Source organism: Mixta mediterraneensis, from assembly GCF_030283135.1.
GTDB classification, from domain to species: Bacteria; Pseudomonadota; Gammaproteobacteria; order Enterobacterales; family Enterobacteriaceae; genus Pantoea; species Pantoea mediterraneensis.
Genome location: NZ_JASUAZ010000046.1, coordinates 14880 through 28492, shown reverse-complemented (window position 1 = coordinate 28492; position 13613 = coordinate 14880). Strand labels below are relative to the sequence as shown.

Here is a 13613-nt window from a genome sequence, read left to right as displayed (position 1 = left end):
TTTGCATATGCAAAGGGCTTTTTTACGTCCGGCCCCGGACCGTTTTCAGCCGGTAAAAGCCTGCTCTGTCGGTTTCCTGCAAAATACAATTGTGCGAAAGTAAGGTTTTTAATTTGCTATAAATTGCATGTATTACAAGCAAATAACCGGTCATGTCACAATTTGAAATATGAGAGCTAATTTCCTTTCCGGTCACCCTTAACAAATGCTTTACTCAATTCCTTGACGCTGCTTATCAGTAAGGAAAAGAGGCAAAGCATGACAGACACAATTAAAAGCCAAAGCGGCGAAAATCCGCATCCTGCTTCTACTAAAAAACGCATTTGGGCCATTGTTGCTGCCTCATCAGGCAACTTAGTTGAGTGGTTTGATTTTTACGTATATTCCTTCTTCTCTTTGTATTTCGCGCACATTTTCTTCCCCAAAGGCGATACCACCACACAGTTGCTGCAAACGGCGGGCGTGTTTGCTGCGGGTTTTTTGATGCGCCCAATCGGGGGATGGCTATTTGGTTATATCGCCGATCGCCATGGACGGAAAAAATCGATGCTCACCTCTGTATGCATGATGTGCTTTGGCTCGCTGGTTATTGCATGTTTGCCGGGTTACGAAAGCATTGGTATTGCTGCCCCAGCCATTTTGTTACTGGCGCGTATGTTTCAGGGATTATCGGTTGGTGGAGAATATGGCACCAGCGCAACTTATATGAGCGAAGTCGCGCTCGAAGGACGTAAAGGCTTTTACGCCTCCTTTCAGTACGTCACGCTGATCGGGGGGCAACTGATGGCGGTGCTGACAGTAGTCGTATTGCAGTTTGTTCTGAGCGATGAGCAACTACACAGCTGGGGGTGGCGAATTCCATTCTTCTTTGGGGCTGCATTAGCCATTATTGCGTTATGGCTGCGTCGATCGCTTGACGAAACTTCAGATAAACAAAGCCGGGAACACAGAGACGCGGGGAGCGTTCGTGGCTTGCTACGTAATCACACCCGAGCCTTTCTGATGGTGTTAGGTTTTACCGCTGGCGGCTCACTCAGTTTCTATACTTTCACTACCTATATGCAAAAATATCTGGTGAACACGGCAGGTATGGATGCGAAAACGGCCAGCGGTTTAATGACGGGCGCCTTGCTGGTCTTTATGCTGCTACAGCCCGTTATTGGCGCTTTGTCGGACAAAATTGGTCGACGTGGCTCAATGATGATTTTTGGCGCGGGCGCGGCGATTTGCACTGTTCCGGTCCTGACGCTACTGCAAAATGTGCAAAGCCCGTGGATCGCTTTTCTGCTTATCATGCTGGCCTTATTTATCACCAGCTTTTATACCGCTATCAGCGGCATCCTCAAAGCTGAGATGTTTCCCTCACAGGTCAGAGCATTAGGCGTAGGACTATCTTACGCGGTTGCGAATGCCATTTTTGGTGGCTCAGCAGAATACGTGGCGCTATTGATGAAACAACAGGGGATTGAAACCACTTTCTTTTGGTATGTTTCGGCGATGGGCGCGCTGGCGTTTTTGGTGGCTTTAATGCTTCACAAACGCGGTAAAGGGATGCAACTCTGATATTACTGGCTCAGATTCCATAAGGCGATGCCGCCTGTCGCGCCTGCGACATCCCAGGCTAAGTCCTTCCAACTCCAGCCGCTGCCATTGGCGCGGCTGTCAAACCACTCTTTGCCGACGCCGAAACTCAGAGAAAACATCATGCCAACACTGCTGCTTTGACGAGCAGAAAGGTGCTGACGATCGCCATATTCACTGCCAGCCGCTGCTAAAGCGGCGGAAGCAAAAAAGTGTTCAGCTTTATCCTGACCTGTCCAGCGGTCATCAGCGACATGTGCGCAGCCGCTACAAAGCAACACAGTTAATAACAAAATACGCATACATTTTCCTGAAAAAGCCCACCGTGGGCTTGAATCAAAGAATACGACTAATCAGGCGATCAATACGAATGCGGCGAAGGCGACGAATAAGTTTACGTACCTTGGCGGGGTAATCAGCAATACTCTCCAGCTCGCGAAAATGCTTCACAATGGTTGTATGTTGACGAATCAGCGCGAGCTCTTTTTCACGTTGCTCTGCAAGTTGTTGCAAAGGATCATGAATCAGAACCGCATTTTCGAGATCGAGTCGCCAGGCGCGTGGGTTAAGGTTATTGCCGGTAATGAGCTGCCATTCATCGTCCACCCATATGCCTTTCAGGTGATAACTGTTTTCACCATCCTTCCACAAGCGCACCACTAACTGATCATTACTGACGTAATATTGCAGACGGCTCAAAAAACGGCGTAGATTAATTTCGTAGAGATAGGGCAGAGCGCCGATAATCTTGAATGGCTGATCTTGCGGGATATAAAAATCATTAGCCGTTTTATCACCTACGATGATCTCAACCTGCCTCCCCTGACGCAGCAGATGAATGATATTGCGCACCAAAATTGCCGGCAGGTTAAAGTAAGGCGTGCAGATAGTCAGCTTTTGTTCGGCACACGGCATTAAATGAAAGATGGTTTTGTTTAACAGACTGCGTTTGCCAAGGCCAACCAGCGGCGTCACAGTTAACTCTTCATTGTGACCGTTACCTTCAAACTGGTAGTTAAAACCCCGCAGATCCTGGCGGAACTGTCGCGTTTCATTTTTAATTTCCGGGCTGGAAGGGCGTTCGGCATAATCCAGACGATTTACTGCTTCCGCCTGTTTTAAATGGACGTTTATCCATTCATACATGGTGTCGGCCAGCGCTGGATTACGAATCACCTGATAGCGATCGTAGCGGTATTTATCATGCTGATGCAGATAAACATCGTTCAGGCTGGCACCGCTATAAAGCAACGTATCATCAATAATAAAGCCTTTCAGATGCAGTACGCCCAGCGCCTCACGGGTATTCACCGGAATGCCATAAACCGGAATAGCAATGTCCGCATGCTGTGTAGCCATTTCGCAATACCAGTCAGCATTAGTCAGTCCACGCGCTGCACCAATCCGCCCACGCTGTGCACGATGCCAGTCAACCAGGATGCTAATAGTTAATTGTGGGCGTGCTTGTTTCGCTGCATACAATGCATCCATAATGGCGCGACCGCCATCATCATTTTCCAGATAGAGCGCAACGATACAAATGCGGGAATGTGCTGTCGCGATCATCTCCAGTAGCGACTGGCGGAATTCGGCAGGCGAGTAAAGGGTCGACATATCCGAAACGGATTGTGACAGTTTCGGCAGCTGTGCGAGGTGTTGTTGGTGTTTATTGCGTTTAAATTTAGACAACATCGCAGTGCACTTCTTCTCTGTTCATTGCATGGCCTTTTGCCATCAAATCATGGTCATAACGATACATAATAACATCAACCACGCCGACCCGGGTGATTTTTACCTTTCTCTACAAGGTTAGCTGATGCCATCCTGTAGCGACAATTTCAGGCTGACAATACCTTCATCCAGTTGAATATCAACATGAAAACCCAATTTCCTCGCCAGGGTAATCATGCCGCGATTATGTGGCATAGTGATACCGTTCAATTGTTGCAGGCCATGATCGCGAGTATAGCGAATCATCTTTTCCAGCAAACGTCGTCCCATTCCCAGGCCTTTCAGATCGGAACGAACCAGCACCGAAAACTCCGCATCAATATTATCCGCGTCTGAAATAGCCCGCGTGACACCAATGATTTCAGGCTGTCCGTGATGTTGCCGTAACGCAATAATGGCCATTTCCCGGTCATAATCAATTTGAGTCATATTGGCGAGATCCTCGTGAGTGAATTCATTGATCTCGCTGAAATACCGGTAATAAAGATCCTCCTTTGTAACCTGACTAATAAATTCACGCAGCAGCGGTTCATCTTCCGGCAAAATTGGCCGAAACAGGCAAGCCTGACCATCTTTCAGCTCAACCTGTTCCTCGAGATGTTGTGGATAAGGCCGAATCGCCAGTCGTGCTTCGTTATCGCCGCTGAAAGGCGCAAGATTAAGCGTGACGTCGAGTAGGGTGAAATCATGGCCGGATGCCAGTAACGGATGGATGTCGAGCCGTTGAATCTCCGGGCAATCCACCACCAGGTTGGATACCTGCACCAGTAGCTGGCTCAAGCCCGCAATATCAAGAGGATTCAGGGCGCTACGGCTGCGTAATTTGCCATTTTTAATCGCCTGAATAACCTGATAACGTGCCAGCGTCATATTTAACGGTGGCAGCGCGACGGTGGCTTGTTTATCCGCTTGCCATTCAACGCCACCTTCTCCCAGCATAATAACGGGACCGAAAAGCGGGTCATGTTCCACCACTATACGTAACTCTTGTGCTCCCGCGCGGTTCGCCATGCTTTGTACCAGTAAACCTTCGATGCGCGCCTGTGGGACGGTTTGTTTCACGCGATCAAAAATAGCATCCGCTGCGGCTTGCACTTCTGTGGCGTTACGTAAGTAGAGCATTACGCCTTGTACATCTGATTTATGGGTAATGTCTGGCGAACGCAGCTTCAGCGCCACTGGATAGCCAATTTGTTCGGCAATGACGACTGCCGCGGCGCTATCGCTGGCAATCCATGTTGGCAATGTTGCTAAACCATAGGCTTCCAGTATCGGATGCACTTCATGTGTATCCAGCGACGTAATGCCCTTTTCCAGCGCCTGTGATAACAGCAGATGCGCTTGCTCAGTATCTTGCGTCAGGCTGGCGGGCAAGGCAGGCGTTTCGCGCAGTTGCTTTTGGTTACGACGATATTCAACCTGATGCATAAACGCCGTTACCGTACCTTCCGGGGTGCGCCAGGTTGGAATGCCTGCCTGCGTAAAAGCACGGCGGGCGGCCAGTGATGAAAACTCGCCGCTCCAGTTGGTTAACAGCGTAACCAACTTACCACGGGGATGCTGCGCAATCGCGCTAATCAATCGCTCCGCCGATTCCGTGGCGGGTGCGACCGCGCTGGGAGCGTGAATAATCATCAACGCATCCATTTCATGACTATTCAGCAGAATATTAATGCAGGCTACGTAACGTTCCGGCGTCGCATCATCTTTTAAGTCGAGCGGATTACCGTGCCCCGTGCCTTCTGGCAGCACTTCTGCCAGCTGCGCCAGGGTTTCTACGCTGAGGGTCGCCAGCTTGCCATTGCGCGCATACAGTTCATCAAGCGCCAGCGCAGCCGGTGCCGCGCCATTGCTGACAATCATTAACCGCTCCCCACGCAGCGGGCGCATATGGCTCAACGATTCTACGGCCGTAAATAGCTCATGCGTGTCCTGCACGCGCAACAACCCGGCGCGTTGAATCGCTGCATCCCAGGCTGCATCCAGACCACTGTGCGTACCAAGTAAGGCTTGCGCCTGATGGCTGCGACCGCTTTTGATCACCAAAATGGGTTTGTTACGCGACGCGCTGCGTGAAGCCGAGACGAAGCGACGCGCATCGCTGAGATGTTCAAGATAAAGCAAAATGGCGCTGGTTTTACCGTCGCGCGCAAGAAAATCGAGCAGATCGTCAACGTCGGTATCCAGGCTGTCGCCCAAAGCGATAAACCATGAGAATCCCAGGTTACGCTGTTGCGCCCAGTCCAGAATGGTATTGGAGACGGCTGCAGACTGCGAAATAAACGCGATGCGGCCTTTCCCGATTGGCACTGGCGAGAAGCTGGCGTTCAGCCCTTGCCAGGGCGCCAGCAGGCCTAAGCTATTTGGACCCAGCAGACGGATCTGCCAACGGCTGGCACAAGCCTTGAGTTCTGCCTGCTGGCTGGCTGGCGCGGAGAGAATAATGCAGGCTTTGCAGCCTTTTTCACCGAGCTGTTGCAGCAGCGCCAGATTGCGCCGGGCATGGGTGCAGATTACCGCAAGATCGGGGGCGAAAGGCAAACTTGCGATAGTGGGCCAGGCGAGAACGCCGCTGACCGCTTTGTATTTTGGTGTGACCGGCAACACCGGGCCGCTGAAGCCGCCCGCGAGTAAGTTGCGCAGCATAATATACCCGGCACGTCCAGGCTTTACTGAGGCGCCAATCACCGCAATCGATTTAGGTCGTAACAGTGCTTCCAGTCCGCGTTGGCTCATCGTGCTCTCCAGAGCTGAGGTTTTGCGTGAGTGTAAACGCTTTTTAGTCAGCTTGCCGCCTGGCAGATCGCAGGCTGCGTAACACAATCAACTTTCTGTTTGATGGCAGGGATGATGCGGTTTGCCCGCCAGGTAAGCGGCGCGGAATTTTTCGAAGTGATTAAGCAGCGCCTCTGCTGCCTGATGATCGCCAGCTTGCTCTAATAACGCCGCCGCCACTTCAGCGGTACAGTGCTGACCTTCGCCATGTGCCTCACGCAGGCTATAGCGCGAGGGCGTATTAACATTCAGCGACATCACTGGCAACGCATCCAGCCACGGGCTTTTGCGAAACATCTTACGAGCCTCGCTCCAGGTTCCATCCAGCATAATAAACAACGGCGGTTTACCGCTAAGTGGCGGCGCAGTTATCACCTCGCGGTCCGGCTCGGCGTAGCTGGCAGGAAACACCACCAGCGGCTGATAATCAGGGGGGGCGACGGCCTGCAATAACAAAGCATCCGGTTCGGTTCTTGACCAGCCGAATGCCTGAGTTTCCGGCAGAATATCGGCAATCAGGCGTCCAGTATTACTGGGTTTCATCGGTTCTGTATCAAACATCACCAGGCAAAAACGGCTACGTGCTGATTGCGGCTCAATGGAGGCGCACAGGCAAAGCTTTTCAGGCAGTAAACATCCCTGACAGCGCAACACGCGGTTACCGCGGGCAAGAAAAGGGCGTGTGGCACGAGCCAGGCGGTGCGCGCGCAGACGCAAGACGGCATTTTCAGACATGATTTTTCGGAGCAGGGAAAACGACAGTGTAATCGAAGCGCAGAAAAAAGGAAAAGGCCAGCGTGGCTGGCCTTAAAGCATTAGAGCGACTCGTCAAGCCACTCGTTAAAGGGTGCTTTCGGCATCGCACCGTTCAGCATATCGACCATTTCGCCGTTCCTGAACAGCATAATGGTTGGAATGCTGCGAATGCGAAAGCGTGTGCTTAAAGACGGTTCGGCTTCAGTATTCACTTTAATAAAGCGTACCTAGCCGCTGCGTTCGCCAGCAATCTCTTTAAAGACCGGCGCGAAGTTTACGCAAGGACCGCACCACGGCGCCCAAAAATCCACAACTACTGGCAAATCGTCCTGCAGATATTTGTCCAGGGTCGCTGCGGTGGCACTGATCACTTCGCCGTTAAACAGCTCATTGCCACAACGGCCACATTTTGCTCCGTCGGCAAGTCGTTCTTGTGGAATGCGATTAGTTGCCTGACAGGAAGCGCATACCGTATTCATAGGAACCTCTGATGTTGAAACATGTCAGTCTGGTAAATATTGTCCATTATGAAAGAGGGAGCAATACCGCTCAATTTGGATTTCCCAATAGGTTCAATAGTTGATAGCTAAGCGCTTGCACATCAGGTAATCTTCGCGCTCTCAATGCAGGAGGAAGAAATGAACGACGAATTTAAAGGCAAAAGCGGTAAGGTCAAAGTGATGTATGTGCGTGGCGAGGATGATAAAAGTGCGCGTGCGCCAAACCCTCGTACCGGCAAAGGTGGCCGTCCCGCTGCCCGCCAGCAAGATAATCGTCGTACTTCTGGCCCTCGCACTGAGCGTAATGAAGAAACTCGCAATGCGGGTCGTCGCAGCGATCGTAATGACGAAGGTGGCCGTCGTAATGAGCGCTTTGATGACAGCCGCAAATCAGGCGGTAACAGCGATTCACCTTGGCGTACCGTTTCGCGTCCGCCAGTTGAAGCGGATGATAACAAGCCCGATCACGGCGGTATCAGCGGCAAAAGCTTCGTTGATCCGGCACAGATTCGCCGCCAGCGTTTAGAAGAGACCCGCGTTTACGGTGAAAATGCCTGCCAGGCGCTGTTTCAGAGCCGCCCGGATGCGATTGTGCGCGCATGGTTTATTCAGAGCGTAACGCCGCGCTTCCGTGAAGCGCTGCGCTGGCTGGCGGCAAACCGCAAAGCCTACCATGTGGTAGATGATGCAGAGATCACCAAAGCCTCGGGTACGGAGCATCATGGCGGCGTCTGTTTCCTGATCAAAAAGCGCATGGGTATGGCGGTTTCAGAATGGCTACATCAGGCCGACGCGAGAGATTGTGTATTAGCGCTGGAAGATGTCAGCAATCCGCACAACCTCGGCGGCATTATGCGTAGCTGCGCCCACTTTGGCGTAAAAGGGTTGCTGGTGAATGACGCGTCGCTGCTGGAATCAGGTGCTGCTGTACGTACCGCTGAAGGCGGGGCTGAGCACGTGCAGGCTATCAGTGCTTACTCTTTCAACGAGGGGCTCGAAGCATTCCGCAAAGCCGGTTATACCATTGTCACCACTTCAAGCCATGAAGGTACGCCACTGGCGAAAGCAAAACTGCCCACCAAAATGGTGCTGGTGTTAGGTCAGGAGCGCGAAGGTCTGTCTGATAGCACTTTCCAGCAGGGCGATATGAGCGTCTCGATTGGTGGAACGGGCAACGTGGAAAGCCTCAATGTTTCGGTTGCTACCGGCGTATTGCTCGCCGAATGGTGGCGTCAGAATGCATAAAAAACGGGCCTGAATGGCCCGTTTCGCTTTTATATTTAGTGCGCACCACCACCGCCGCCGCCCGCACCAAATGGCGGGCGGGCGAACCAGATCAGCACCAGCAAGACCAAAAATACCCCCGCCGAGGCCCAAAAGATCTCATTAGCCGAGATGATCAATCCCTGATTAGTAATCTGCTGTGCAATATAGGCCGACGCTTGTCGATGCGTCATACCCATCCCTTCCAGCTGAGTGTACATTTGCTGTGAATTGGTACTATAGGGCGTCACCGATTCCGACAAATAGCTGTGATGCATTGATTCGCGATCGGTCCACATCGTAGTGGTGATCGAGGTGCCAATGGAGCCAGCCAGCGTTCGCACAAAATTGGATAAGCTTGATGCCGCCGCCAGCCTGTCCGGTGTCAGACCTGACAAGGTAATGGTAGTCAGCGGCATAAAGAAGCATGCCACCGCGAAGCCCTGAATAAATTGCGGCCATGCCGACGCGCCGAAATCCATGCCAGGCTCAAAGGTGTAAGCGCGCCAGTAAAAACAGACGGCATACATAATAAAACTGAACGTGACCAGATGGCGCATATCCAGCTTATTGGCGAAGCGGCCAATAATGGGCGACAGAATAACCGGAAGTATCCCGACCGGCGCCGATGCCAGCCCCGCCCAGGTTGCCGTGTAGCCGTAGACTTCCTGCAAGAGCTGCGGCAATAAGACAATAGAGCCAAAGTAGAGCATATAGGCCAGGCTAATCGACAGGCAGCCAATCGTAAAGTTACGCGATTTAAACAGCGACAGATCGACTATCGGATGGTCATCGGTTAGCTCCCATACCAGCAATATCGCCAGCGCAACCACCGCGATGATAGTCAGGACGATAATTTCCGTCGAGCTAAACCAGTCCAGCTCTTTGCCGCGGTCAAGCATGACCTGCAAACAGCCGATACCCACCACCAGCAGCACCAGTCCAACGATGTCGATGGGACGGATTTCTGTTTTGGTCTCGCGGCCACGCAAGGTTTGTAGCGTCAGCATCACGACCACGGCGCCAATAGGCACGTTGATGAAGAAAATCCAGCCCCAGTGATAGTTATCACTGATCCAGCCACCGAGTATCGGGCCGCAAATAGGCGCAACGATCACGGTCATCGCCCACAGCGACAAGGCAACGCTACGCTTTGCCGGAGGATAATTGCTCAGCAGCAAACTTTGTGACAGCGGGATCAGCGGACCAGCAACAATGCCCTGGATAACGCGAAAGAAAATAAGCATTTCCAGGCTTTGGGACATGCCGCACGCCCAGGAGGCGATAGCAAACAGAATCGTCGCCCAGGTAAACAGTTTGACTTCACCAATGCGTTTTGCCAGCCAGCCGGTGATCGGAATCGAAATGGCGTTCGCCACCCCGAATGAGGTAATAACCCAGGTGCCTTGCGAGTTCGATGCGCCGAGATTACCGGCGATAGTGGGAATTGCCACGTTAGCAATGGTCGAGTCCAGAACCTGCATGAACGTCGCCAGTGATAATGCGACGGTCATTAAGACCAGCGGCATCCCTTCAAGCGGTTTGTGTGCCATTACAGCCTTCGCTCCTTTATCCGGCGTTGGCGCGGACAATATCGGTGATCAGCTGATTAACCGGCGTAAGATCAATCGCCAGCGCATTGCTGCTATAAGCCGCCTGCTGACGCACGCTGGTAGCCAGAGCACTGCCGTCTGCGACGCTGGTATCGATTTTCACTAAGGTTGAAAGGCCAATACGCAGCGGATGTTGAGCAATGTCTTGCTGCTCCAGTTCAATACGCACCGGCAGGCGCTGAACCACTTTGATCCAGTTACCGGTCGCATTTTGCGCAGGCAGCAGAGAGAAGGCGCTGCCGGTACCCATATCAAGGCCAACCACTTTGCCGTGATAAACCACATCGTCACCGTAAATATCCGCCACTACCGTTGCGGGTTGGCCGATGCGCACGCCTGCCAGCTGCGTTTCTTTAAAATTGGCGTCTACCCACAAGTGAGTTGCAGGCACTATCGCCATCAGCGGCGTACTGGTGTCGATCTGCGAGCCAACCTGCACGCTACGGCGAGAAACATAACCCTCCATTGGGCTACGAATATCAGTGCGTTGCAGTGCCAGCCAGGCATCACGCAATTCCGCAGCGCTCTGTTTTACCGCCGGCTGATTTTCCAGCGAGGTCTTCAGAATCATTGCCTGATTAGCATTGTACTGCTGTTCGGCTACATCAAGCTGAGCTTTGGCCGTAGCCACTGCGTCACGCGAATGTTGCAGTTCTTCACGACCAATCAGGTTAGAGGCACCTAGCGGCTCGCGGCGTTTCAGATCGGTCTCTGCCTGTTCCAGTGCGGTTTGCTGCAGTTTAATACTGGCCTGATATTGCTTACCGTTAATCATAAGCTGATGTGTTTGACGCACGCTGGGGGCTAATGCGGTTTGCGCTTTCTCAAATGCTTGCTCGGCATCGGTTTTGTCCAGTGAAACCAGCACATCGCCTTTTTTGACGAAATCAGTGTCATCGAACCACACCTTGTTTACGCTACCTGAAACCTGTGCCATGACCTGCACCTGATTACCCGCAACGTAAGCGTCATCCGTTTCCTGATAATGACGCAGCACCAGGAACCAATAAACCAGCCAGGCAATACCGAGCAGCACGAATATCACCATCAGCCCAATTAACACCCCTTTGCGCTTTTTCTTTTTATTACCAGTCTGTTGCGGACTTTGTGCTTCTGCTGTTGCACTCATGTCATTCTCCACGTTTTCCATTTTATCGGGGTGCGGAGATCCATTCTCGCAAATGCCCGAGTCAAAAAAGGCCAGCGACTGAGCGCTGGCCGGACAAAAAGGAAATTAAGGTAACGGTTTCGAAAGGTGATTGTGTCGCACTTCTTGCTATTAACGCGACAGCGAGGCGATAAGTTGTTCTTCGTCCATTTTATCTAAGCGGTTAAGCAACTTACGGGTTATTCCTTCCAGCTGCGATTTTTCATCCACTGACAAAGAGGACCATAAATATTGCAGACTCTGATGCTGGGGCGGCAACACCTGACGCAGAAAATCGTTACCTTTTTCGGTCAGGTGTAGATGCAGACAGCGGCGATCGTGCTCGCTTTCACGGCGTTCAATCCAGCCGCGTTTCTCCAGCTCATCGGCAATGCGCGTTGCATTGGTGCGAGATGAACCCAGCGCTGCACTCAACTCAGAGGGCTGAATGCTCTGGTTTTCCTGTGCATCCAGCGTAATCAGAGCCATAAACAAGGTTTCGTTAATTCCCTGCGCCTTGAGCATCTTGTTGCGGTTATCTAACAATTTGCCCTGCATATGCATGCACAGGCGCGTCAGAATGATCTCCTGCAACGGGAAATCTTTATGGCGGTTAGCACGGATGTTTAACATCTGTTCAATGGGAGTAAACGAACTTTCCATTTAAAAAACCTCACTAATTGCAACTAGTATAATAACCATTGTGACAGGTTAAGCGTAGGCAGATTTTCCGCTCGTGACTGTTCACACTATCACTCTGTCAACGTCAGGCGATTCCAGGTCAATCCGTAACCCTGGGCGCGAAACCCTCGCTTGCTGCGGCAAACGCAGGCAGCAGGCGGCATCAAAAATGTGTGAAAGGAAATAATTTCACCGGAAAAAATAACTAATGTTAATAAGTCTGCTGACAACCATAACAAACTCAACCAAACGTAACCAGACTTAATCAGCACGCTGGCGGTGGCTTTACATTTTCTGACTCTGCTCGAAACGGTGGCCTCGCCACCAAATCAATAAGTTAATTAATGTCATGATCGCACCCGCTGCGCATACGCCGTACCAGCCTGCCAGATGATAAGCATTAGCTGACAGCAGGGAGCCGAACGCACCACCAATAAAATAGCTGGTCATATAACCGGCATTCAGGCGGTTACGTGCCTCCGGTTTTTGCGCGTAAATCACGCTTTGATTGGTGATGTGTACCGCCTGCACGGCCAGATCGAGCAGCAAAATGCCAATAATCAGGGCCGCAAGATTGTGTGCTCCCAGCGCAATCGCCGCCCAAGACACAAGCATAATCAGCAAACCGCCGCTGGTGGTGAGTTTCGCTTTGCCCTTATCCGCCAGCGAACCGGCCTGACGTGCCGCTAAGGCTCCCGCCGCGCCGACCAAGCCAAGCAAACCTATCTGTCCTTCTGAAAAATGGTAAGGCGGCGAAGAAAGAAGAAATGCCATGGAAGTCCACATCACGCTGAAATTGGCGAAGGAGAGGCAACCGGTGTAAGCGCGGGTGCGAATCACCCGATTCCCGGCATATAAGCGGAAAACAGATACCAGCAACTGGGGATAATTCAGCGGAACGGATTGCTTCGTGCGCGGCAGGAAACACCATAACGCCAGCGCCATCAGCACCATTAAAACGCTGGCCGTCCAGTAAACGGTACGCCAGCCGCCGAGCTGAGCCAGTAAACCGGCGACAGTGCGCGCCAGCAAAATGCCCAGCAGCAGGCCGCTCATGACCGTGCCAACAATTTTGCCGCGCCGTTCAGGCGCCGCCAGCGTAGCAGCCAGCGGCACCAGTATTTGCGCGACCACGGAAAACAGGCCAGTAATGATAGTGCCGAGTAATAGAAAGACAAAAGATGAAGAAAGGGCGGTGATGACCATGCCGCCCGCCGCCAGTAAGGTCATGCTAACAATCAGCCCTCGCCGTTCCAGCATGTCGCCTAAAGGCACCAGCAGCAGTAAGCCGCAGGCATAACCGAGTTGGGCTGTGGTGACAATAAATCCAGCCAGATTCACAGAAAGGCTAAATTGTTGAGCAATGGTATGAAGCAGAGGCTGCACATAGTAATTACTGGCGACCGACAAACCGGTAGCGATCGACATCAGCAATACCAACGCGGGCGTTAACTCCTGGCGCGATGTATTCATTGAGTGAGAGGGGAAGTAATAATCATATTAGATTAATAGTAACTCAAAAAACTATTTCAATGTTGCGTTAATTAACAGGACATACCAGTGACG

The 13613-nt window shown here is 51.9% G+C and carries 10 protein-coding genes and 1 pseudogene; 2 read left to right on the top strand and 9 right to left on the bottom strand.

Going from position 1 to position 13613, the window contains the following annotated elements:
- The first annotated feature begins 258 nt into the window (after positions 1–258).
- Complete coding sequence (locus tag QRY16_RS18550; protein WP_193404525.1) at positions 259–1563, top strand: MFS family transporter; 1305 nt, start codon at positions 259–261, stop codon at positions 1561–1563.
- A 2-nt stretch (positions 1564–1565) separates the two neighbouring features.
- On the opposite strand, the gene QRY16_RS18545 is transcribed toward QRY16_RS18550, so the two are convergent.
- The 5 genes and pseudogenes from QRY16_RS18545 to trxC form a co-directional block, all read right to left on the bottom strand.
- Positions 1566–1883, bottom strand: coding sequence for a YfiM family lipoprotein (locus QRY16_RS18545; RefSeq protein WP_193404526.1), 318 nt, complete (start codon positions 1881–1883; stop codon positions 1566–1568).
- A 34-nt stretch (positions 1884–1917) separates the two neighbouring features.
- A complete protein-coding gene (gene pssA, locus QRY16_RS18540) occupies positions 1918–3273 on the bottom strand; it encodes a CDP-diacylglycerol--serine O-phosphatidyltransferase (RefSeq protein WP_289777640.1) in 1356 nt (451 codons plus the stop codon).
- A 117-nt stretch (positions 3274–3390) separates the two neighbouring features.
- On the bottom strand, positions 3391–6048 hold the full coding sequence (locus QRY16_RS18530) for a bifunctional acetate--CoA ligase family protein/GNAT family N-acetyltransferase (protein WP_289777639.1): 2658 nt from the start codon (positions 6046–6048) through the stop codon (positions 3391–3393).
- An 87-nt stretch (positions 6049–6135) separates the two neighbouring features.
- Positions 6136–6822: a tRNA-uridine aminocarboxypropyltransferase gene (locus QRY16_RS18525; protein ID WP_289777638.1), complete on the bottom strand. Its 687-nt coding sequence runs from the start codon at positions 6820–6822 to the stop codon at positions 6136–6138.
- A gap of 80 nt (positions 6823–6902) precedes the next feature.
- Positions 6903–7322: pseudogene (trxC, locus tag QRY16_RS18520) on the bottom strand (thioredoxin TrxC).
- A 159-nt stretch (positions 7323–7481) separates the two neighbouring features.
- Between trxC and QRY16_RS18515 the strand changes: the two are divergent.
- Positions 7482–8588, top strand: a complete 1107-nt coding sequence (locus tag QRY16_RS18515; protein ID WP_289777637.1) for a tRNA/rRNA methyltransferase — start codon at positions 7482–7484, stop codon at positions 8586–8588.
- A 35-nt stretch (positions 8589–8623) separates the two neighbouring features.
- On the opposite strand, the gene emrB is transcribed toward QRY16_RS18515, so the two are convergent.
- The 4 genes from emrB to QRY16_RS18495 all read right to left on the bottom strand — a co-directional run bounded on the left by emrB (position 8624) and on the right by QRY16_RS18495 (position 13520).
- The gene (gene emrB / locus QRY16_RS18510; RefSeq protein ID WP_289777636.1) at positions 8624–10159 is read right to left on the bottom strand and encodes a multidrug efflux MFS transporter permease subunit EmrB; all 1536 of its coding nucleotides are present in this window, start codon (positions 10157–10159) and stop codon (positions 8624–8626) included.
- Between the two features lie 16 nt (positions 10160–10175).
- Positions 10176–11348, bottom strand: a complete 1173-nt coding sequence (emrA, locus tag QRY16_RS18505; RefSeq protein WP_289777635.1) for a multidrug efflux MFS transporter periplasmic adaptor subunit EmrA — start codon at positions 11346–11348, stop codon at positions 10176–10178.
- Positions 11349–11498: 150 nt separating this feature from the next.
- A complete protein-coding gene (gene mprA / locus QRY16_RS18500; RefSeq protein WP_289777634.1) occupies positions 11499–12029 on the bottom strand; it encodes a transcriptional repressor MprA in 531 nt (176 codons plus the stop codon).
- Between the two features lie 303 nt (positions 12030–12332).
- The gene (locus QRY16_RS18495; RefSeq protein WP_289777633.1) at positions 12333–13520 is read right to left on the bottom strand and encodes an MFS transporter; all 1188 of its coding nucleotides are present in this window, start codon (positions 13518–13520) and stop codon (positions 12333–12335) included.
- Positions 13521–13613: the final 93 nt, after the last annotated feature.

Excerpts from the sequence above, each read along its gene's own strand:
- QRY16_RS18550 (WP_193404525.1), top strand. The coding sequence starts at position 259 with ATGACAGACACAATTAAAAGCCAAAGCGGCGAAAATCCGCATCCTGCT.
- QRY16_RS18545 (WP_193404526.1), bottom strand. The coding sequence starts at position 1,883 with ATGCGTATTTTGTTATTAACTGTGTTGCTTTGTAGCGGCTGCGCACAT.
- pssA (WP_289777640.1), bottom strand. The coding sequence starts at position 3,273 with ATGTTGTCTAAATTTAAACGCAATAAACACCAACAACACCTCGCACAG.
- QRY16_RS18530 (WP_289777639.1), bottom strand. The coding sequence starts at position 6,048 with ATGAGCCAACGCGGACTGGAAGCACTGTTACGACCTAAATCGATTGCG.
- QRY16_RS18525 (WP_289777638.1), bottom strand. The coding sequence starts at position 6,822 with ATGTCTGAAAATGCCGTCTTGCGTCTGCGCGCGCACCGCCTGGCTCGT.
- QRY16_RS18515 (WP_289777637.1), top strand. The coding sequence starts at position 7,482 with ATGAACGACGAATTTAAAGGCAAAAGCGGTAAGGTCAAAGTGATGTAT.
- emrB (WP_289777636.1), bottom strand. The coding sequence starts at position 10,159 with ATGGCACACAAACCGCTTGAAGGGATGCCGCTGGTCTTAATGACCGTC.
- emrA (WP_289777635.1), bottom strand. The coding sequence starts at position 11,348 with ATGAGTGCAACAGCAGAAGCACAAAGTCCGCAACAGACTGGTAATAAA.
- mprA (WP_289777634.1), bottom strand. The coding sequence starts at position 12,029 with ATGGAAAGTTCGTTTACTCCCATTGAACAGATGTTAAACATCCGTGCT.
- QRY16_RS18495 (WP_289777633.1), bottom strand. The coding sequence starts at position 13,520 with ATGAATACATCGCGCCAGGAGTTAACGCCCGCGTTGGTATTGCTGATG.